21 protein-coding genes are annotated in these 21,091 nt (G+C 60.4%); 12 read left to right on the plus strand and 9 right to left on the minus strand.

The genetic code is table 11. The annotated features are described in order from the left end of the window. Positions 1-150 precede the first annotated feature (150 nt). From VCA57_RS06365 to trpB, 3 genes are all read right to left on the minus strand, one after another. A complete protein-coding gene (locus tag VCA57_RS06365) occupies positions 151-783 on the minus strand; it encodes a TetR/AcrR family transcriptional regulator (RefSeq protein WP_411184122.1) in 633 nt (210 codons plus the stop codon). A gap of 108 nt (positions 784-891) precedes the next feature. Then, the gene (gene trpA, locus VCA57_RS06370; protein ID WP_411184123.1) at positions 892-1,701 is read right to left on the minus strand and encodes a tryptophan synthase subunit alpha; all 810 of its coding nucleotides are present in this window, start codon (positions 1,699-1,701) and stop codon (positions 892-894) included. Next, entirely contained in the window at positions 1,698-2,909 is a 1,212-nt protein-coding gene (trpB, locus tag VCA57_RS06375) for a tryptophan synthase subunit beta (RefSeq protein WP_411184124.1), read from the minus strand. Before trpB ends, trpA begins: the two co-directional genes overlap by 4 nt. Positions 2,910-3,044: 135 nt before the next feature. On the opposite strand from trpB, the gene VCA57_RS06380 reads away from it, so the two are divergent. Beyond that, a complete protein-coding gene (locus VCA57_RS06380; protein ID WP_411184125.1) occupies positions 3,045-3,926 on the plus strand; it encodes a LysR family transcriptional regulator in 882 nt (293 codons plus the stop codon). A gap of 149 nt (positions 3,927-4,075) precedes the next feature. Here VCA57_RS06380 and VCA57_RS06385 read toward each other — a convergent pair whose 3' ends face one another. The 3 genes from VCA57_RS06385 to VCA57_RS06395 form a co-directional block, all read right to left on the minus strand. Next, positions 4,076-6,457: a TonB-dependent siderophore receptor gene (locus tag VCA57_RS06385; protein ID WP_411184126.1), complete on the minus strand. Its 2,382-nt coding sequence runs from the start codon at positions 6,455-6,457 to the stop codon at positions 4,076-4,078. 126 nt (positions 6,458-6,583) lie between these two features. Next, positions 6,584-7,546 carry a FecR domain-containing protein gene (locus VCA57_RS06390; RefSeq protein WP_411184127.1) on the minus strand — a complete coding sequence of 321 codons (963 nt, stop codon included), beginning with the start codon at positions 7,544-7,546 and terminating at the stop codon, positions 6,584-6,586. After that, positions 7,543-8,049 carry a sigma-70 family RNA polymerase sigma factor gene (locus VCA57_RS06395; protein WP_411184128.1) on the minus strand — a complete coding sequence of 169 codons (507 nt, stop codon included), beginning with the start codon at positions 8,047-8,049 and terminating at the stop codon, positions 7,543-7,545. The genes VCA57_RS06390 and VCA57_RS06395 overlap by 4 nt, the downstream gene beginning before the upstream one ends. A gap of 160 nt (positions 8,050-8,209) precedes the next feature. Between VCA57_RS06395 and VCA57_RS06400 the strand changes: the two genes are divergently transcribed. The 3 genes from VCA57_RS06400 to VCA57_RS06410 all read left to right on the plus strand — a co-directional run bounded on the left by VCA57_RS06400 (position 8,210) and on the right by VCA57_RS06410 (position 10,159). Continuing rightward, a complete protein-coding gene (locus VCA57_RS06400; RefSeq protein ID WP_411184129.1) occupies positions 8,210-8,425 on the plus strand; it encodes a dodecin in 216 nt (71 codons plus the stop codon). 166 nt (positions 8,426-8,591) lie between these two features. After that, on the plus strand, positions 8,592-9,587 hold the full coding sequence (locus tag VCA57_RS06405; protein WP_411184130.1) for an LLM class flavin-dependent oxidoreductase: 996 nt from the start codon (positions 8,592-8,594) through the stop codon (positions 9,585-9,587). Between the two features lie 146 nt (positions 9,588-9,733). Beyond that, positions 9,734-10,159, plus strand: coding sequence for an OsmC family protein (locus VCA57_RS06410; protein ID WP_411184131.1), 426 nt, complete (start codon positions 9,734-9,736; stop codon positions 10,157-10,159). Between the two features lie 64 nt (positions 10,160-10,223). Here the strand turns inward: VCA57_RS06410 and VCA57_RS06415 are convergent, their stop codons facing one another. Both VCA57_RS06415 and VCA57_RS06420 read right to left on the minus strand, forming a co-directional pair. After that, complete coding sequence (locus VCA57_RS06415; protein WP_411184132.1) at positions 10,224-11,519, minus strand: putative bifunctional diguanylate cyclase/phosphodiesterase; 1,296 nt, start codon at positions 11,517-11,519, stop codon at positions 10,224-10,226. 341 nt (positions 11,520-11,860) lie between these two features. Beyond that, positions 11,861-12,280, minus strand: a complete 420-nt coding sequence (locus VCA57_RS06420) for a hypothetical protein (protein WP_411184133.1) — start codon at positions 12,278-12,280, stop codon at positions 11,861-11,863. A gap of 108 nt (positions 12,281-12,388) precedes the next feature. Between VCA57_RS06420 and VCA57_RS06425 the strand changes: the two genes are divergently transcribed. Then, positions 12,389-13,441: an aminopeptidase gene (locus tag VCA57_RS06425; RefSeq protein ID WP_411184134.1), complete on the plus strand. Its 1,053-nt coding sequence runs from the start codon at positions 12,389-12,391 to the stop codon at positions 13,439-13,441. A gap of 65 nt (positions 13,442-13,506) precedes the next feature. Next, the gene (locus tag VCA57_RS06430; protein ID WP_411184135.1) at positions 13,507-13,737 is read left to right on the plus strand and encodes a DUF1161 domain-containing protein; all 231 of its coding nucleotides are present in this window, start codon (positions 13,507-13,509) and stop codon (positions 13,735-13,737) included. A gap of 41 nt (positions 13,738-13,778) precedes the next feature. Here VCA57_RS06430 and VCA57_RS06435 read toward each other — a convergent pair whose 3' ends face one another. Further along, positions 13,779-14,426 carry an HAD family hydrolase gene (locus tag VCA57_RS06435; protein ID WP_411184136.1) on the minus strand — a complete coding sequence of 216 codons (648 nt, stop codon included), beginning with the start codon at positions 14,424-14,426 and terminating at the stop codon, positions 13,779-13,781. Between the two features lie 129 nt (positions 14,427-14,555). Here VCA57_RS06435 and VCA57_RS06440 point away from each other — a divergent pair, with 129 nt between their 5' ends. The 6 genes from VCA57_RS06440 (at position 14,556) to VCA57_RS06465 (ending at position 21,075) form a co-directional block, all read left to right on the plus strand. Then, entirely contained in the window at positions 14,556-15,065 is a 510-nt protein-coding gene (locus VCA57_RS06440; protein ID WP_411184137.1) for a sigma-70 family RNA polymerase sigma factor, read from the plus strand. Positions 15,066-15,070: 5 nt separating this feature from the next. Further along, positions 15,071-16,009, plus strand: a complete 939-nt coding sequence (locus VCA57_RS06445) for a FecR domain-containing protein (RefSeq protein WP_411184138.1) — start codon at positions 15,071-15,073, stop codon at positions 16,007-16,009. Positions 16,010-16,115: 106 nt separating this feature from the next. Next, positions 16,116-18,617 (plus strand): TonB-dependent siderophore receptor, encoded by a 2,502-nt coding sequence (locus VCA57_RS06450; RefSeq protein ID WP_411184139.1) that lies wholly within the window; start codon positions 16,116-16,118, stop codon positions 18,615-18,617. 192 nt (positions 18,618-18,809) lie between these two features. After that, positions 18,810-19,097, plus strand: coding sequence for a DUF3649 domain-containing protein (locus tag VCA57_RS06455; RefSeq protein ID WP_411184140.1), 288 nt, complete (start codon positions 18,810-18,812; stop codon positions 19,095-19,097). Next, positions 19,094-20,734 (plus strand): PepSY-associated TM helix domain-containing protein, encoded by a 1,641-nt coding sequence (locus tag VCA57_RS06460; RefSeq protein ID WP_411184141.1) that lies wholly within the window; start codon positions 19,094-19,096, stop codon positions 20,732-20,734. Before VCA57_RS06455 ends, VCA57_RS06460 begins: the two co-directional genes overlap by 4 nt. Next, complete coding sequence (locus tag VCA57_RS06465; protein ID WP_411184142.1) at positions 20,731-21,075, plus strand: DUF3325 domain-containing protein; 345 nt, start codon at positions 20,731-20,733, stop codon at positions 21,073-21,075. Before VCA57_RS06460 ends, VCA57_RS06465 begins: the two co-directional genes overlap by 4 nt. Positions 21,076-21,091: the final 16 nt, after the last annotated feature.

Genomic DNA, 21,091 nt, shown 5'->3' on the forward strand with positions numbered 1-21,091 from the left:
TTGTAGGGTGGGTTAGCAGCACCTGGCGCGTGGCTCTCGGAATACTGCGGTAAGCGAGTGCTGCGTAACCCACCGAACGGTATCAGCCCACATTTAGTGGGTTACGGCGCAGCCACTACGCGTTAATCGTTAGCTAAGCGCCTAGCCACCCTACAGATCGCGCTTCGGCAGGTACGGCGGCAAGTACAAGCCCAGATAAGCATCGAAGACACGCATACCCTCTTCGGCCAGACGCGGGGTAATTTCCCCGTGCAGTTGCACCGAGCGGGCATACACGCGGTCACCCAGCTGCATGGCCAGGGCGAACACATCCATATCATCCGGCAACTGCGGTAAAACGAAGTGGCGGTCGAACAGCGCCTGTAACGCCTGACCTAACTCGATGTCGTGCTGACGATCCGCTTGCATGACTTCCGCCAGACCATGCTGGGCGAGAATCAACTGGCGTGCCGCCGCATCGGCAGCATAAATCGCCAACATCCGCTGCTCTACCAACCGCGACAGATCGCGCCAGTCATGCAGGCTGTCATGCGCCACCGGCTCTTGCAGGCAGGCACGAAATGCTGCGTGAATATCTGCCGTCAAGGCGTCCAGCAGCGCGGGGACGCTGGCGAAGAAGTGGTACACCGACGAGGGTGGAATCTGCGCACGCTCAGCCACGCTGTAGATCGACAAACTGGCCACGCCCTGCTCGGTCAGCAATTCACGTGCAGCGGCAAGAATACCGGCGATGCGACTCTGGCTACTGGCGCGGGCTTTGCGAACGGTAGACGGACGGGACATAGCGAGACTCGGAGCAAGGAAGTAAAGGTGGACGACATGTCGCCGCCCACCCTACACCGAAGCCGTCGCCCGGATGAAATCTGGGCGACGGCAACGACCTAAGGTTGGTTAACCCCGCGCGCTGCGCACACCTTCAGCAAGGGCGCTGCACAGGCTCAATACACCGTCTATGGCCTGTTCATCACTTGTTGCGCTGGCGATCTGGTCGATCAGCGCCGAGCCAACCACCACACCTTCGGCGAGACGCGCGATGGTTGCAGCGTGCTCAGGGGTGCGGATGCCAAAACCGATGCACAGCGGCAGCTCGGTGTGCCGACGCAGACGGCTAACCGCCTGTTCAACGTGGTCCAACGTGGCCGAGCCGGCACCGGTCACACCGGCCACCGAGACGTAGTAAACGAAGCCGGAACTGCCGTTGAGAACGGTCGGCAGGCGCTTGTCGTCGGTGGTCGGCGTGGTCAGGCGGATAAAGTCCAGGCCCGCCGCCTGCGCCGGGTCGCACAGGTCAACGTTATGCTCGGGCGGCAGGTCGACGACGATCAGACCATCAACACCGGCGTCTTTGGCTTCGGCGATAAAGCGCTCGACGCCATATTTGTGGATCGGGTTGAAGTAGCCCATCAACACCAGCGGCGTAACCTGCTCGCCCTCACGGAACTCACGCACCATCTGCAGGGTTTTTGCCAGATTCTGACCGCCATCCAGTGCACGGATGTTGGCCAGTTGGATGGCCGGCCCATCGGCCATCGGATCGGTAAAGGGCATACCCAACTCGATCACATCAGCGCCCGCTGCAGGCAGGCCCTTGAGGATGGCCAGGGAGGCATCATAGTTCGGGTCGCCAGCGGTAACGAAGGTCACCAGGGCGGCGCGGTTTTGTTGTTTCAGCTCGGCAAAGCGGCTCTGCAGGCGGCTCATGCGTGTTTCTCCTCTTCACCCATGTGGTGCATAACGGTCTGCATATCTTTGTCGCCACGACCGGACAGGTTGATCACCATCAGGTGATCCTTGGGCAGATTGGGCGCACGTTTGAAGGCTTCAGCCAAGGCGTGAGCACTTTCCAGCGCCGGGATGATGCCTTCCTGACGGCAGCAGGTGTGGAACGCCGCCAGGGCTTCATCGTCGGTCACCGAGGTGTATTCGACGCGGCCAACATCATGCAACCAGGCGTGTTCTGGGCCGATGCCCGGATAGTCGAGGCCGGCGGAAATCGAGTGAGCGTCGATGATCTGGCCATCGTCGTTCTGCAGCAGGAAGGTGCGGTTACCGTGCAGCACGCCCGGCACGCCGCCATTCAGGCTGGCCGCATGCTTGCCGGTGGCAATGCCGTAGCCGGCGGCTTCAACGCCGACGATCTGTACGTCTTTATCGTCAAGGAATGGGTGGAACAGGCCGATGGCGTTGGAGCCACCGCCGATGCACGCAACCAGGCTGTCAGGCAGGCGACCTTCCTGGGCGAGGATCTGTTCGCGGGTTTCCTTGCCGATGACGGCTTGGAAGTCACGCACCATCGCCGGGTACGGGTGCGGGCCAGCCACGGTGCCGATCATGTAGAAGGTGTTGTGGACGTTGGTCACCCAGTCACGCAGGGCTTCGTTCATCGCATCCTTAAGCGTACCGGTGCCCGCAACTACGGGAATCACGGTGGCACCCAGCAGCTTCATGCGGAATACGTTGGCCTGCTGACGATCAATGTCAGTGGTGCCCATAAAGATCACGCATTCCATGCCGAAGCGCGCCGCCACGGTGGCTGTAGCCACGCCGTGCATGCCCGCGCCAGTCTCGGCGATGATGCGTTTTTTGCCCATGCGCTTAGCCAACAGGGCCTGGCCGATGCAGTTGTTGATCTTGTGCGCGCCGGTGTGGTTGAGCTCTTCACGCTTGAAGTAGATCTTCGCGCCGCCGCACATGTCGGTCAGGCGCTCGGCGAAGTACAGCGGGCTTGGGCGACCAACGAAATCACGCTGAAAGTAGGCCAGCTCCTTCTGGAACTCGGGGTCAAGCTTGGCCTTCTCGTATTCGGCGGCCAGGTCGTGAATCAGCGGCATCAGGGTTTCGGCAACATATTGGCCACCGAACGAGCCGAACAGGCCGTTGGCGTCAGGGCCAGCGCGGAAGGAAGTCATGGCGTTCTCCTTGGGAAAGTGGGGCTGTAGTTCGCGGGCATGCGCCACGCTGCTACGGCAATGGGCACAGGATAAAGCTGTGGCACGCGCGGCAAAAGCGATAAGATCGCCGCAACCTGTTAGGAAAACTCACACATGAGCCACGACCTTCCGCCGCTAAACGCCCTGCGCGCCTTCGAGGCCGCCGCGCGCCTGAACAGCATCAGCCAGGCAGCAGACGAGCTTTATGTCACGCATGGGGCCGTCAGCCGGCAGGTTCGCCTCCTCGAAGAGCACCTGGGCGTGGCCTTGTTCAGCAAGGAAGGGCGCGGCCTTAAACTCACAGATTCGGGGATTCGTTTGCGCGATGTCAGCGCAGAATTGTTCAGCCGCCTGCGCAGCACCTGCGCCGAACTGCAGCAGGGCCAGGCCGATGCGCCGTTTGTTCTGGCCTGCCCGGGCAGCCTGCTGGCGCGCTGGTTTATCCCGCGCCTGGACCGGCTCAATCGCGAGCTGCCGGAACTGCGCCTGCAACTGTCCGCCAGTGAAGGTGAACTGGACCCACGCCGCGCAGGTGTAGACGCCACCTTATGGTTCGCCGAGCCGCCCTGGCCAGCGGATATGCAGGTGTTCGAGCTGGCCGCTGAGCGTATTGGCCCAGTGCTCAGCCCACGCTACGCGCACTTCGCCGCACTGCATCAGGCTCCCGCAGCGGCCCTGCTCGGCGAACCCTTGCTGCACACCAGTTCGCGCCCGCAAGCCTGGCCCAGCTGGGCCGCTAGCAATGCACTGGATGCCGCCGCACTGAAACTCGGCCAGGGCTTCGAACACCTGTACTACCTGCTGGAAGCCGCTGCCGCAGGCCTGGGTGTAGCTATCGCCCCGCAACAACTGGTAGCCGACGATCTAGCCGCCGGTCGCCTGGTTGCGCCCTGGGGCTTTGTCGAAACCTCGGCACGCTTGGCGCTGTGGGTGCCAGTACGCAGCCGTGATGGCCGCGCCGAGCGCCTGGCACAGTGGTTGCGACAGGCACTGTAAGGCATCGAGCAGTGACCGCCAGGTTGTAAGGTGGATAGCGCTGCGCGTTTTTCCACCCTATGTGCTCGCGGAGCGGACGCGAAGCATCCCGAGCGACGTTTCCACGCAGAGCGTGGGAACGATCAAAGCACTTGCGTTGAGGAACGGGCTTACCAGTTGTAGGTGACGCTGCCGTACAACGTGCGCTGCTGCCCATATTGGCAACCAACGGTGCTGAAACAACCGGCTACGTAGTCTTCATCAAACAGGTTGACCGCATTCAGAGAAAGCTCGACGCCATTCAGCGAAGCATCGAGTTTGCCTAGCGGGTAGCTGACCAGTGCATCGACTAGGGCATAGCTGCCCACTTTGAAGCTGTTGGCCGAATCGCCGTAGGTGCTACCCACGTAACGCGCGCCGGCGCCTATCCGTAAGCCAGCGAGAGAGTCGCCCTGAACGGTGTAGTCACCCCACAGTGAGGCCATGTGCTCCGGTACGCGAAAAGGAGTATTGCCCTTGTTGCCATTTTCCGACTGGGTCACCTCAACATCGTTCCAGGTGTAGCTGCCGATCAGATTGAAGCACTGGGTGATCTCGGTCTTGGCCTCCAGCTCAACGCCCCTGGAGCGCACCTCGCCTTCCTGACGGGCAAAGCCGCTAACGAACTCGGAAGCGTTCTGCTTGGTCAGGTCGAACAACGCGATGGTGTAAAGGCTGTTGGCTCCCGGCGGCTCGTATTTCAGGCCCAGCTCGTACTGCTTGCCTGTTTCCGGACTCAGTTGCGAACCATTAACGGTGGTGCCCATTACAGGCATAAAGGATTCGCTGTAGCTGATGTAGGGTGCCAGGCCGTTGTCGAACAAGTAGACAATGCCGGCGCGGCCGCTGAACTTCTCATCCTTTTGGGTTTGCGGACTACGGTCATCCTTCTGGTTACTGGCCCAGTCATAACGCCCACCCAGCAAGAACACCCAGTTGTCGAACTTCAGTTGTTCCTGCAGATAGACGCCGGTCTGTGACAACGTCTGCTCATAGCTGCTGCCACTGAACGGGATAAAGGTCAGTGGCTGGCCGTAGACCGGAGCGAACGGGTCGAAGCTTTCGAGGATAAAGTTCAACGACTGCTGCTGGTCGAACTCGCCGTTGTTGTAGTCGACTCCACCGAGCAGGTTGTGCTCAAAGTCTCCGGTAAAGAAATTAGCCTGCGCCTGGTTGTCTATGGTGAACAACCGGCCGCTGCCCTTGCGCTGATCGTTGTAGCGCGAGTACTGCCCGCCACCCAACGGCCCGAACAGGGCAATCTCCGAGCTGGACTGGCGATAATCGCTGTAACGCACGTTCTGGCGCAGAGTCCAGATATCGTCAAAGCGATGTTCAAATACGTAGCCCAACGAAGTCTTCTCGTTGGTCATGAAATCGGAAGCACTGTCGCCCACGTAGGTATCGCGGTCGAGGCGGCCACGCGGGTCGCGGAACACAGTGCCCGAAACCGGCAGCGGGTTGGAAAAATTGCCGGTCTGCTTCTGATACTCACCGAGCAAGGTCAACTCGGTATCGCCATTGGGGCGGTAGCTGATGGCCGGCGCGAAATACTGCCGGCGGTTGGTGATGTGCTCGGTTTGCGCATCGGCTTCGCGGAACAAGCCAGTTAGGCGATAGCTCCACACACCGTCTTCGTCCAGAGCATCGCCTAGATCAAAAGCCCCTTGCTTGTAGTCCGAGTTGCCCGCTTGCAACTGCACTTCACGCAGTGGCTCGGTGCTCGGGCGCTTGCTCACCAGGTTGATCTGGCCGCCTGGGTCGGACGCACCGTAGAGCACCGAGCTAGCACCGCGCAGCACTTCAATACGTTCCAGACCGTAGGGTTCGGGGGCGTCCCAGCCAAGGAACTCTGGCAGAAAGGTGCGCGTACCATCACGCAGCATGCGCCCGGTGCCCTGCTGAAAGCCACGGATGGTCAGTTGGTCGGTGACGAACTGCGGGCCGGCGAGCTCAGCGTGGATGCCCGGGGTATAGCGCAATGCCTGGGTGACGGTCTTGGGTTGCAGGGCTTCGAGCTGTTCACGGGTAACCACCGACACCGAATAAGGCGTCTCGATCAGCGGCGTATCGGTCTTGGTCCCGGCAGACGCGCGCTTGGCCAAGTAGCCGTCGTCTGGAGCAACTGCGCTATAGGCCTGGCCGATGACATTGATGGACTGCAACTCCAGCGCTGCGGACGGGTTGCTGGCCGGCAGCACACTCAAGGTACCACTCGCGGTGGTGCGCAGTTCCAGGCCACTGCCACTCAATGCCTGCTGCAACGCCTGTGCAGCCGTAAATTCACCCCGTACCGCAGGAGCCCGCTTGTCACGCACCAACTCCGGTTCCAGCGACACCACTTGACCGCTCTGGCGGGCGATGGCGTTGATCGTCTCGCCCAGGCTGGCGGCCGGCAGATCAAAACGCAGGGTCTGCTGCTGGGTGGCGGGTTCGCCATGGGCATAACCGAACGGGCCGGCGGTGGCGAGCGCGATAGCTACAGCAAGGACGCGGGGCCAGGGTTTGAACACGGGATGCTCCTGATAAAAGTGGTGTTGTCAGGAGATAGGTGGGACGAACAATGAAAACCGGACACGGATGAGAATAATTTCCATAAATATTTTGCCGAGATCGCTGAAAGCTCTGTAGCTAAGGCGTCAGTTTTGCGCGTCGATCAAGGTCAACCACGGACCGTAATGGCTGATACGGATCGGCAGGGTCTCGCCCAGCGCAGTCAACGTACGCTCACTGTCATCCAGCGGGAAAACACCCTGTACGCGTAGCGGGCGAGCGGCAGGGGCAACGCGAATCAGCCCGGAGCGATAGGGACGTAAGGCCTCGATCACCGCCTCCAACGGTTCGTCGAGCACACTCAACTGGCCCTGCAGCCAGTCGGCGCAGTGCTGCTCACTACGGCCCAGCCTTTCAATATGCCGTGCGTGCAGCAGCGCTGCCTCGCCTTCGTTGAGGTCTTGAGTCGCGCCATTGGGCAGACTCAGACGCACCACGTGCTCCTGCACCAGCACACGGGTTACTTGGCCTTCCTGGCGCACCAGAAAACGCGTACCGAGCGCGCGGATATCACCCTGGGCGCTGCGCACGATAAATGGCCGGCTCGGGTCGGCCGCGACCTGCACCACCAGCTCGCCGCGACGTAGACGCAGCAGACGTTGGCTGGCGCTGAAATCGAGGTCAACCGCGCTGCCGGCATTCAGGTTGAGCTGGCTGCCATCGGTCAGGCTGAAGAGTTGCCGCTCACCTGTCCCCGTGTGCAGGTCGGCGAGCAACGCCTGGCCAGACGGAGTACTCGACGCCAACCACAAGCCACCGCCGAACAGCGCAAGGCCGCTCAGGCCGCGCAGCACACCACGACGCGAAACCTCCGGCTGCAACAGCACCTCACGAGCCTGACCGGGAGCACGCTGCTCGAAGTTACGCAGGGTGTCGTAATGGCCACCCAACCCCTGTTGCAGACGCTTCCAGGCGGCAACGTGAGCCGAATCACTGGCCAGCCAGGCATCAAAGCCAGCCTGTAATTGCGCATCTGGCGTGGCAGCGCGCAGGCGCACCATCCAGTCGATGGCTTCTTCACCAGCGCGAGTCAGGGCTGAATGACTCATGGCTGCATTCCACTTAGGTAGCACTGCTTAAGCGCCTGGCTCATATAACGCCCCACCGTGCGCTCTGACACGCCTAGACGCCGGGCAATCTCCACATAGCTGAAGCCGTCGAGCTGGCTGTAGAGGAAGGCTTTCTTCACCACCTGCGGCAGGCCTGCGAGCGTACGGTCGATGGCGCTCAGGGCTTCGACCAGCAGAGCGAGTTCTTCCGGCGACGGTGCCAGCGCTTCAGGCAACGCAGACAGACGTTCGAGGTAGGCGAGTTCCAGCTGACTACGGCGATGGCGGTCGAAGATCAGCCGGCGGGCGATAGTCGACAGGTAGGCACGCGGCTGCTCAATGCTATCCGGATCAACACTTGAGGCCAGCATCTGGCAGAAGGTCTCGGCAGCCGTGTCCTCGGCATCAGCGCGATTGCGTAGGCGGCGCTGGATATGTTGCAGAAGCCAGCGATGGTGGTCGCTGAAGAAGAATCCCAGCTTGCTGGTCGTGGTGCTGCGCACGGCTGGGTATCTCTGCTTTGTTGTGAATTGTTCTCATCTTACCGGCTTGACGCTACGCCCGGCAACAGTACCTAGCAGTTGCAGCTACCCTAAACAGTAGCTTTTGCAGGTGCCGCTCAAGATCAGCAACGTTCTTTTCAATCGCCACAGGAGAACCCCCATGTCCGATCACCACACCTACAAGAAAATCGAAATTGTCGGCTCATCGACAACTAGTATCGAGAACGCCATCGAAAATGCCCTGGCTGAGTGTGCCAAGTCAGTGCGCAATATGGACTGGTTTGAGGTCGTGGAGACCCGCGGGCATATCGTCAACAGCAAGGTTGGCCACTATCAGGTCACCTTGAAAGTTGGTTTTCGCATGAGCAACAGCTAGCCCGCCGCCAACCAACCTGGTCACGCATAGTCGCTGACCAGGTTGATCAACACAGCCACCAACAAACAGCCTCGCCCTTGGAATCCGCCTAACAAGCCCCACTATCTAACTATGGTATTGGCGTATTACTGCACCCATACAACCGTATAACCAACAGGCAGGCCCGATGAGCGCACTCGCACAGAGCAAATTCTCCACCCTGGATCTCGCCCCAATTCGCGACGACGGTAACGCCGCCCAGGCCCTGCACAACTCGCTGGCACTGGCGCAGCACGTCGAGCGCCTGGGCTTCGAGCGTTTCTGGGTGGCCGAACACCACAATATGGATGGCATCGCCAGCTCGGCCACCTCCGTGCTACTGGGTTACCTGGCTGCCGGCACATCACGTATTCGCCTGGGATCTGGCGGGGTGATGCTGCCAAACCATGCGCCATTGGTGATTGCCGAGCAGTTCGGCACCCTGGCCACCCTCTATCCAGGCCGAATTGAGCTGGGCCTGGGCCGCGCGCCAGGGGCCGATCAGTTCACCGCTCAGGCATTACGCCGCGACCGCATTGGCACCGCCGACGACTTCCCCGCCGATGTAGAGGAACTGCAGCGCTATCTAGGCCCGCGCACGCCTAATCAACGGGTGATTGCCATGCCCGGCAGCGGCACCAACGTGCCGATCTGGCTACTCGGTTCAAGCCTGTTCAGCGCCCAACTAGCGGGCGAGAAAGGTCTGCCCTATGCCTTCGCCTCGCACTTTGCACCGCGCTATATGCATGAGGCGATTCGCGTCTACCGCAACCACTTCAAGCCTTCGGCTGTACTCGACAAACCCTATGTGATGCTGGGCGTGCCGCTGATTGTCGCGGACAGCGATGAGCAGGCCGAGTACCTGGCCACCTCAGCCTACCAGCGCATTCTCGCTTTGATTCGCGGCCAGAGCCTGGTGCAAAAGCCGCCAGTAACCAGCATGCAGGGTCTGTGGCTGCCGCATGAGAAAGAGGCGGTGAACAACTTCCTCGGCCTGGCCTTGATCGGCGGCCCGGAGAGGGTTCGGGCACGCTTGGAAATGCTGCTGGAGCAGACCGGTGCTGATGAGCTGATTTTTACCTGCGACCTGTATGACTTTGCCGACCGCCTGCATGCATTCGAGCTGGTCACGCAGCTACGCTAAGCACCAGAGGTCGGTCCGGCAGCGCTCTAGCTCGTGGGATGTCGATCAGCCTCTAGAGTCATGAAGCATGGTGCAACGACTTATTGTCGAACTTGTGCCGCCCGAGACGGCTCTCAACCCTATAACCCACGTACAGGAGTATTCGGATGAAGAAGACAGCATCAGCTCATTGGCAAGGTGGCATCAAGGATGGCAAAGGCACCATCTCAACCCAGAGCGGCGCACTGGCGAAGGCGCCCTACGGCTTCAATACCCGCTTCGAAGATCAGCCGGGCACCAACCCCGAAGAACTGCTCGGCGCAGCCCACGCCGGATGCTTCTCCATGGCGCTGTCCAAGGAGCTCGGCGACGCCGGGATGACCGCTGAAAGCATCGAAACCCGCGCTGACGTTACGCTCGACAAACAGGATGGCGGCTTTGCCATCACCGCCGTACACCTGTCTTTACGGGCAAAAATCCCCGGCGCGGACCGTGACGCGTTCGAGAAAGCCGTGGAAACCGCGAAGAACGGCTGCCCAGTATCCAAAGTGTTGAACGCCGAGATCACCCTGGAAGCAGTGCTCGACAATTGATCGGGCATGAGCCCCTAAAGCGCGGGATTGGAACGTCTCTGCATAAGCATTGGCACGCTGCAGCTCAAGGCAGCAAATTACGCTGATTGTGCAGCAGCTGCGTCATATCGGCGGACTTCAGCGGACGCGTCAGCAAATAGCCTTGCAGGCCGTCGCAGCCGATGTGTTGCAGAAAAACAACGTCCTCGCGCAGTTCAACCCCGGCGGCCAGTGAGCGCATATCCAGGTTATGAGCCAGATTGACGATGGCTTGGGTCATAACCGGATCGTGCGCCTCACCATGCAGCGTGGCGACAAAACAGCGGTTGATCTTCAGTTTACCCACGCCAACTTCGCGCAAGATGCGTAGCGAAGATGTATCACTGCCAAAATCATCAACCGTCAACTTCATGCCTTGCCGGTGCAGCGCCTGCAATTGCCCACGTACATGCTCGGCGCGGTTGTTGAAAACGCTCTCGCGCACCTCTAATTCGATGCGGCTAGCGGGCAAGCCGACCTCTGCCAGAATGGCCAAGGCGTGTTTGGCATAGTCGCAGGTTTGCAGCTCCTGATTCGCTACATTCACGGCCACCACCCATTGCCCTAACCCTTGCTCTTCCCAGGCTTTGCTTTGCCTAGCCGCCTCACGCAAGACCCATTGGCCGATCTGTGTCATCAGGCCACACTCCTCGGCAACCGGGATAAACAGATCTGGCGGCATCGAGCCGGTAACCGGGTTCCAGCGCAACAAGGCCTCCATCAACAACAACTGGCCGTTGTGACTATCAACCTGTGGCTGATAAGCCAAGCTGAACTCATTGAGAGCAATGGCATTGCGTAAACCTTGCTCGATCTGCATCCGTTTTTGCTGGTCCGCACTGATCTGCAGGCTGTAATAGTGAGCCTTGTTTTTGCCCTGCGCTTTAGCCGCATACATCGCTGTGTCGGCAGCCTTTAACAACTCACTTCCACAACGCCCGTCGTGTGGATAACGCGCAACGCCGATGCTCATGGTGACTTGTAATTGGGTGTTCTGCAGCTTTACCGGCTGATGCAATACGGTAAACAGGCGCAGCAGGATCCCATCAAGAGTCTGCCCGTCGGCCAGCTCGCGCACCAGCAAGAGAAATTCGTCCCCACCAATACGCCCCAGGAAGTCCCCCTCGCGCACCGTGCTGTTCAGGCGCTGGGTTATATGACAGAGAAACTCGTCGCCAGTGGCGTGCCCATAGCTGTCATTGATTAACTTGAAGTTATCGAAGTCAACGAACAACACAGCAAACTGCCCCTGCTGTAGCTGGGCACGCTCAACCGCCAAATCAAGCTGCTCTAAAGATTGCGCGCGGTTTGGCAGCTTGGTCAGGGGGTCATAATAGGCCAAGTTTACAATTTTATGATTGAGTTGTCTGATGTCTTGTAGCCGCCGCAAACCAAACCAGATGCTCACGGGAATCAGCGCAGTAATAAGCAGCAGGAGCTCATCAAGCTCATAGTCCTCATATTCACGAGTGACGGCGTAGAGTTCCTCAAAGACCTCAACAGAGTGCAATAGAGCAAAAAACACCAAGCCGCCTATCAGTGCGATGAATATGTCGCGCAATAGACGCTTACGGGGTGCCGACAAAAGAGCGAAGGAAAAGGGCATTGTCACGCGGGTCTCAATGAGTTCTGCTCTCAGCGTAGCTCAGCGTGGCGTAGGGGTTGCCCAGTAGGAGGATGATCTCAGAACGTCCCGCAGCGCATCACCTTGCCGCGCGCTAGAACATTGCGCTGCTCATCGTAGAGCCAGGCCTGAGCCTTCATCTGCAGAGGCCTGGCCTCGAGTTGATAGCGCTGGCCTGCGGCAAAATTGGCATAGCGCACGCGGATCTCACAGGTCATTTCTCGCGGCTCACTAAAACCATCGAGGCCACCACCACTGCTCACATCGAACTGAAAACGCGCCAGCAGTTCATGGGCCCCAGCCGGAACCTGAAAATAACGCCCGTCATTCAGGCGCTGATCATCGAGACGTTCCGCCATCAGCAACGTGCCGGCATTACTGCGCAAGTCGACCCAAGCCTGGCGCGGATCTGCCGGAGGTACAGGCGAGGCGCAGGCACTGAGCACCAGCACGCAGCCAAACAAAGCCAGATAACGCATAAATACCTCCATAAATCGCAACAGACCCTAGCCTACGCCGATAGCGTACTGGAGGCAGCAGCGCCAATGCGCTAGCGTGGCAGCCTGAATTCTCGCCGGTACTGATCAATGTTCGACGCCCTACTCTGGCGCTGGGTTCCGCTGGCGGCCACGCTGCTGCTGAGCGGCTGCAGTACCCTGGATTACTACAGCCACCTGGCCGGCGGGCAACTGCAGCTGCTGCACGCCCGCGAACCGATTGCCGAGCTGCTGGATGAGCCAACGGCCGATCCACGCCTCAAGCAACGCCTGGCCATGGCCCAGCAAGCGCGGGACTTTGCCAGTAGCCAACTAAGCCTGCCGAATAACCGCAGCTACCGTTTGTATGCCGATATCCAGCGGCCCTTCGTGGTGTGGAATGTGTTCGCCACCGCGGAGTTTTCTCTGGCACCGCAGCTGCACTGCTTCCCCATTGCCGGCTGTGTGGCCTATCGCGGTTTCTACAGCCTGGGCCGCGCGCGCGGTGCTGCCGCACTCCTGAAACAGCAGGGGCTGGACACCTATATGGGCGGCGTTGAGGCCTACTCGACGCTGGGCTGGTTCGATGACCCGATTCTCAACACCATGCTGCGCTGGAGTGATGAACGCCTGGTTGCCGTGATCTTCCACGAACTGGCGCACCAGCAGTTTTATGTCGCGGATGACACCGCCTTCAATGAATCCTTCGCCAGCTTTGTCGAGCACGAAGGCCTGCGCCAATGGCAGGCCAAACAAGGACTGCCAGCCAGCGACCCACAAGGCGAGCAGCAGCGTGAACAGTTTTCTGCGTTGGTCCTGGCCAGCCGGGCACGCCTGCAGCAACTCTACGACAGCGGCCTGCCGCCGGCGCAGATGCGTATCGGCAAGCAGGCAGAGTTAGCCCGACTACGCAGCGAGTACCGGACGCTACGCGACCGCGAGTGGGCCGGCCAAGGTCGCTACGATGACTGGATCAACGCACCGATGAACAACGCCAAGCTGTTGCCATTTGGCCTCTATGATCAATGGGTGCCGGCTTTTGCCGCCTTGTTCGCGCAGGTTGGCGGCAATTGGCCCACCTTCTATCAGCGCGTCGCCGCCCTGGGCAAACTGCCTGAAACCGAGCGCCAGCAAGCGCTACAAGAACTATCTCCGGGCGCTTAGAACTTACTCGCCTGTGCCCCAGTCAAACTCCCTGTAGTTTCTGTTCACACGAGAGGAGCTTCGCCATGAACAAAGTCACCCTGGCTGTACTGCTTGGCCTGCTAAGCAGTAGCGTATTGGCCGCGCCCAAGCCCTGCGAAGAGCTGCGCGCGGAGATTGAAGTGAAAATCCAAGCCGCCGGCGTAGCCAGCTACACCCTGGAAATCGTCCCCAACGAAGAAGCCCAAGACCCCAACATGGTGGTCGGCAGCTGCGACGGCGGCAGCAAGAAAATCATCTATCAGAAAAATAGCTAACCGTAGGATGGGTTAGACGCGCAGCGACGTAACCCATCGCCTTAGCCCATAAACGCCTGGTGCAACTCGGCCAGGCTGTGGAAGTGATACGTCGGCTGCTCGCCCTGCAACTCGGCAAAACTGCCAAAGCCATACCCCACCGCCGCGACATCCAGGCCATTACGCTTGGCCCCAATCAAGTCGTGCTTACGATCCCCAATCATTAACGTGTGCTGCTTCGGCAACTGCTCCTGCGCCAGTAAATGCGCGATCAGCTCAATCTTGTCACTGCGTGTACCGTCCAATTCGCTGCCGTAGATCACCTTGAAGTGCTTGGCGAAACCAAAGTGCTTAGCAATCTGCTCGGCAAATACCGTCGGCTTGCTGGTAGCGATATACAGCGTGCGCTGCTGGTTGTGGAGCAGCTGTAACAAGGCGTCCACGCCGTCGAACAGTTGATTCTCATACAGCCCCACCTCACGAAAACGCTCGCGGTAGTGGTTCACTGCCTGCCAGGCCGTAGCCTCGTCGAACTGATACGTCTGCATAAAACATTGCAACAACGGTGGGCCGATAAAGTGCTCCAGTGCCTGCAGGTCAGGCTCATCGATGCCCAGTTTGGCCAGCGCGTACTGCACTGAGCGGGTTATCCCTTCACGCGGGTCGGTGAGGGTGCCATCAAGGTCGAAAAGAACGTTCTGATAATGCATGGCTAAATCACACAATAAATAAGTGCACACCGCGTGCGCCTGAAGCGCCCGTGATGACTGGCTTGCAGGAAGGCCGCAAACGCAGCAGAATAATATCAATTCTCATTTGCGCATAGCCGGCCATTGTTTATGTCGATCCCTGATCTTGCCCCGCAACACAGGGTGCACCAGCTCTACCACGACCACAACGGTTGGCTGCAGGGCTGGTTGCGCAAGCGCTTGGGCTGTGCGGACAAAGCGTCTGACCTGGCCCACGACACATTTCTGCGCCTGATCAGCCAACGCAATGATCCAGAGTTGCGCGAGCCGCGCGCCTACCTGAGCACCATCGCGCGCAGCCTGATGATCGATATGTACCGCCGCCGCACGCTGGAGCAGGCCTACCTGGATGCCCTGGCGAGCCAACCGGAACAGCTGGATGTTTCGCCAGAAACACGCGCCCTGGTTATTGAAACCCTATTGGAAATCGACACCTTGCTGGATGGCTTAGGCAGCCGCGCCCGGGACATTTTCCTGCTGGCACAGCTCGACGGACTCAGTTTCGTCGACATTGGCAAGCAGTTGAAGCTATCGACCAACACGGTCCGCAAGCACTTCATCCGCGCGATGACTCACTGCCTGCTGCTGATTGAGGACTAAGCACAATGCTTGACCTCAAGGTGCTGGAAGCCGCCGCGCAATGGTACGTCGACCTCCGTGATGATGGTTCACAAGCCCATCTGCAACAGGCGCATCAACAGTGGCTGGAGCGCGATCCACGCCACCGCCAGGCTTGGGCTCGCGTACAGAAACTTGACCAAACCCTGGCCAAGGTCGAACCCGTAGTGGCCAAGCCACTATTGGCCGGCATCCACAGCAACCGCCGCGATACCCTCAAGGTGCTCAGTGTTCTGTTGATGACAGGCGGTAGCGGCGCTCTGGTTTGGCAGCTCACACCCTGGCAGCAGCTAAAGGCCGACTACCGTACCGAACGCGGCCAGCGCCGCAGCCTAAACCTGGACGACGGCAGCCAGCTGACACTGGATACCAACAGCGCGGTAGACGTGCGTTACAGCGCACAGTTACGCGAAGTGCAGTTGTACAGCGGGCAAATCCTTATTGAGACGGCCAAGGACCAGCTCGCGCGGCCGTTTATCGTGCACAGCGCACAAGGCAGCATCCGCGCGCTTGGCACGCGCTTTCTGGTGCGCAGCGACGGCGAACGCACGCAGGTTGAGGTGCTGCAACATGCGGTTGAGGTACGCCCAGACGCAGTGCCCGAGCAGGCAGTCCACGTTTCCAGCGGGCAGCGCTTGAGTTTTTCCGCGCAGCACGCTGGCACGCTGGAGCCGGCGCGGCCATACGCCGATGCCTGGAGCCGCGGCCTATTGGTCGTCAGCGATTGGCGACTGGCGGATTTCCTCACCGAGCTGTCGCGCTACCACCCCGGCCATCTTCGCGCCGCACCTGCGATCGCCGACTTGCGTATTTCCGGGATATTCCAACTCAAAGACATCGACGGCGTGCTGGATAACCTCGCCACCACGCTACCGGTGCGGGTCAATCGTTTCACCCGCTACTGGGCGCAACTGGAGGCGCGGTAGAAGGTTTTTTCTTACAGGGGTTGTTGATTTAAATTCTCATTCGTCTTGGTAGGTAGAGGCGCATACAGACGCTGCCATTACCTGCCATAGGGCGAAAGGAAAGTTAATGTTCTCCTGCAAGTCGTACCTCCACGCTCCGCACCCGCACGCCGCCGTCACCCCACAACCCTTGCGCCGCGCAATCCGCTGCGCACTGCTCGGTGCCGCCCTCGCAGGGCCAGCGAGCGCCTTATTGGCAGCGCCTGCGGCGTGGGCACAAACAGCAGCGGCGGAATTCGACTTTGCAATCCCTGCCGGCTCGCTGGAAACAGCCCTGATGCACTTCTCGACCACAGTTGGGGTCACCGTTTCGTTCACCCCCGCAGCTGCCGCCGGGCAGCAATCCGCCGGGCTACAAGGTCGCTACAACGCCAACCAGGCGTTACAGGCGTTGCTGGCCGGCAGCACGCTGCAAGCCGTCGAACAAGCCAATGGCAATTACTCGCTGCTGCCACGCCAGAGCAGTGACTCGCTGGACCTCGGTGCCACCACAGTCACGGGCCAGGGCCTGGGCGATACCAGCGAAGGCAGCAGCTCTTACACCACGGGCTCAACCAGCACCGCCACCGGCCTGCCCCTGTCCATTCGGGAAACGCCGCAGTCAGTCACGGTAATCACCAGCCAGCGCATGCGCGACCAAGGCCTCAGCGAACTCAACGAGGTGGTGCGGCAAACACCCGGCCTGACCATCAACCAGAACGGCAACAGCGGCTCTGACAGCAACACCATCTACTCACGCGGCTTTGCCGTGGAAAACTACCAAATCGATGGCCTGCAATTACTCAACAGCAACTATGGCTCGACCGCGCAAAGCAACGACATGGTGCTCTATGACCGGGTGGAAATTATCCGTGGTGCCACTGGCCTAACCAACGGTGTGGGCACGCCTGGTGCCACCTTGAACATGATCCGCAAACGCCCGACCTTCAAACCGCAAGCCAGCGTCACGGTCAAGGGCGGTTCGTGGAACTATCAGCGCACCGAGGTTGATGTCAGCGGCCCACTGAGCGCAAGCGGCAATCTGCGCGGACGTATTGTCGGCGCGTATCAGGAGAATGACTCCTTTATCGACCGCCTCAACGAACGCAAAAAAGTGTTCTACGGCGTGATCGAGGCCGACCTCACCCCCGATACCCTGCTGACCATGGGCATCGACTCGCAATCCGACAATTTTAACGACCATGCGCGTGGCGGCCTGCCGCTGTTCAACAGCGATGGCTCGCTGGCCAACTGGAGCCGGTCAGACTCCGCCGGTGCGAGCTGGGCCTATTCCAAGCGCAGCGCGGTTTCCGGCTTCGCCATACTCGAACACAACCTGAACGAACGCTGGAAAGCCAAGCTGACCCTCAACCAGCGCCGCAACGAGTTCGATGAACTGAGTGGTTACGCCGGTGGCGGCAATCCGAACCCAGCCACAGGCGGCGGGGTCGTCTTCTACGCCAACCGCTGGCAAGCCAAGCCGGTACAGAACAGCTTCGACTTCAACGTGGCCGGCAACTTCGACCTGTTCGGTCGCGAGCACGATGTTGTGCTCGGCTACAGCCAGCAGAAAACCGACTACAAAGCCCCAACCTACAGCTGGTGGCGTGACGCCGTAACAGGCCGATTCCCCACAATCGACAATATCTACAGTTGGGATGGCAGTACACCAGGCCGCCCGGAACTGCCAGCCGATGGCCGCACAGACTTTAACGAAGAGCAGGCGGCCGCCTATGGCAGCACTCGCTTGCGCATCAGCGATGACTTGTCGGTGATTCTCGGCGCCCGGGTGATCGATTGGGAAAACACCGTTCAAACCGATTACTTCGATCCAACGGCCACCGACAGCAATGAAAAACGCACAGAAACCGGGGTCGTCACCCCGTTTGCGGGCGTGGTCTACGACCTCAACGACAACTGGTCGCTATACGGCAGTTACACCAGCATCTTCAAACCACAAAGCAACAAGACCCTGGACGGCGCCTATATCGACCCGCTGGAAGGCGTGGGCTATGAAGTTGGCAGCAAGGCGGCGTTCTTCGATAACCGTTTGAACCTTGGTCTGGCGCTGTACCAAATCGAGCAAGACAACCTTGCCGTGTCCTTGGGTGATGGCCAGTTTGCACCGGACGGCAGCCAAGCCTATCGCGCCGAGTCCGGCACCAAAACCCGTGGTTTCGAGGTGGAGCTTAGCGGTGAGCTGGCCACCGACTGGCAGGCCAGCGCCAGCTTTAGCCGCAACCTGGTAAAGGATGCCGAGGGCAACAAGCTCAACACCAACGTCGCGCAGAACACCGCCAAATTGTTCACCAGCTACACCCTGCGTAGCGTCGGTAACGGCCTGACCCTCGGTGGCGGGGTCAACTGGCAGAGCGAGATCTACAGCGACGGCATGGGGCCGCTAGGCGTGCGCTTCACCCAGGACGACTACGCCCTGGTGGATGCCTTTGTTCGCTACCCGCTAACCAAGCAGCTCAGCGCCACCCTCAACCTCAACAACCTGCTCGACGAGGAGTACTACACCACCACTTCCTCCAGCTACTTCGGCACCCCTCGCAACGCCACCGTGGGCCTGCGCATGGAGTTCTGAGGTAGCTCCGGCGTGCTGCCGCGCGAATAGCCGGCGCACGCCAGACACATTCGGTCACAGCTTGCGCCGCGCGATGCTTCCTGTTTTGCCGGGCTTATCCGTCCTAGATATAAGCCCACCCTCTAGTCGCGCTGCTGGCCGCACCAGCAGTTTGTCTATTCACACCTTGTTGATCGGTTACTGATGAAACCCATGCCCTCCCCCCGCAGCCCCATGCTCACATTGCTGTCGCGAACAGCTGCCGCAATTTTCGGCGGCTACGCCCTGACCTCAGCGGTGGTAATCATGCTCGGGGCCGTACTGCCATTGCCCAAGAGCCAGGCCATTCTGGCCGCCTCACTGGCCAGCTTTGCGGTGTATACCGCAGCCATCATCTGGGTTTTTGCAGTGCAGGATAACCGCCGCGCTTGGCTCGGCCTGTTGCTGCCGGCAGTGCTGTTGGCGCTACTCGGCTGGTGGCTGGGGAGGGGCATGCAATGAGCCAAGCCGAAGAGAAAACCGCCCTACGTCAATCAATGGCCTGGCTGCACACCTGGGGCGGGTTGTGGGCCTGCTGGGTGTTGTTCGTGGTGTTCCTCACGGGCACTTTTGGTGTGTTCGACGATGCCATCACCCGCTGGATGAAACCGCAGCTGCCGCAAGCCAGTGAAACCCGCGGCATGGACGACGGTGTGGATCGCCCACAAGCCGTACGCCTGGGCCAGGCCTACCTGAGCGAGCACGTGCCCCGCAGCCACTTCTGGGGCATTGGCCTACCCAACGATAACGACGCCGCCGTGCGCCTTTTCTGGGAAGACCAGAACGAGCAGTTCCACAACATCCGCATCGACGCCACCAGCGGCGAACCGATCAAGGCCACGGACGAACGCGAGAGCGAAGGCGGCCATCATTTCGTGCACATGCACTTCGAGTTCCATGCGGGCACTGCCGGCATTTGGTTTGTCGGCTTCTTTACCATGGCCATGCTGGTGGGTTTGGTCAGTGGCGTGATTACCCACAAACGCATCTTCAAGGACTTCTTCACCTTCCGCCCAGGCAAGGCGCAACGCAGTTGGCTGGACGCGCACAACGCCGTCTCGGTGCTCAGCCTGCCCTTCCAGCTAATGATCGCCTACACCGGCCTGGCAACCTTCTACATGCTCTACATGCCGGCTGGCATCGCCGTGCACTACCCCAGCGATGACGCCTACTTTGCCAACTTGCTGACGCAACCCGAGCCACGCGAGGAAACCGGCATTGATGCGCCCGTCACCGCACTCGATGCGCTGCTGCTCAGCAGCGAGCAACAACTGCAGCGTCCGGTCAGCTTTGTCAGCGTCGAGCATCCGGGCGATAGCAGCGCTTCCGTGGTGACCTTTGGCCGCTTTATCGAAAAAACCGGCGAGTACCGCCTGCTCGGCGATGGTGCCGGGCAGGTGTTCTTTGACGGCGTCAGCGGCGCGCAACTCGACCTGCAAGCCCCAGGCGAGCTGCGTGGTGGTGCCGCCCAGGACGTGCAGTCGGTGATGCGCAACCTGCACTTCGCGGCCTTTGGCGGTCACGCCGCACGCTGGCTGTACTTCATCTGCGGGCTGGCCGGCGCGGCCATGATGGCCACCGGGGCGATCCTGTTTATGGTCAAGCGTCGCCAGCGCGCGCTGAATGAGTTCGGTGCACGCACGCCGCAGGTTTACCGGGTGATCGAGGTGCTCAACATCGCCTCCATCAGCGGCCTGAGCCTGGCGTGTATCGCCTTCTTCTGGGGTAACCGGCTTATTCCACTGGGCATCGCCGACCGCCCTGAATGGGAAGTAGCGGCCTTCTTTGTTGTCTGGCTGCTGACCTTCGTGCACGCGGCATGGCGACCCGCAACACGCGCCTGGGTCGAGCAACTGCTGGCCACGGCACTGCTCTGCCTGACGCTGCCGCTACTCAACTGGCTGGTGGTCGGCGATCAGTTCATCCGTTACTTGCAGCGTGGCGATGGCGAACGTGCCGGGGTCGAGTTAGTGGCCATCGCCCTCGGTCTGCTCTGCCTGTGGACCGCGCGCCGGGTCTGGCAGAAGAGCCAGCAGCCGGCCACCGCCAAAGCCCGGCGGAACAGCCCGCGCACAGCCAGCGTGGAGGTGGCGTCATGAGCACCACACTCGCCCTGCTCCTGGCTGCCGCCCTCTGCTACGCCGGCATGGCCGCGCTGTGCCTGGGCATGGACCGTCATCACCAACAAGTTTGGTCGCGCAAGGCACCGCGCCGGCAACGTGGCCTACGGCTGGCAGGTTGGCTGCTATTGGCCATCGCTCTGTGGCCCTGCGTTCAGGCCTGGGGCGGCGCGGTTGGCGTGGTGATCTGGTTTGGCCTGCTCAGCGCCGCCGCCCTGCTGCTGGTGTTGCTACTCCCTTATCGCCCACAAGGCGCAGCGCTGCTGATGGTGCTGGCCATGCTGGGCAGTCTGCCTGTGCTGTTGTGGAGTGCCGGCTGACCCGCTGGTGTACAAG

Origin of the sequence: Pseudomonas sp., from assembly GCF_046581935.1 — a bacterium.
Lineage (GTDB): Bacteria > Pseudomonadota > Gammaproteobacteria > Pseudomonadales > Pseudomonadaceae > Aquipseudomonas.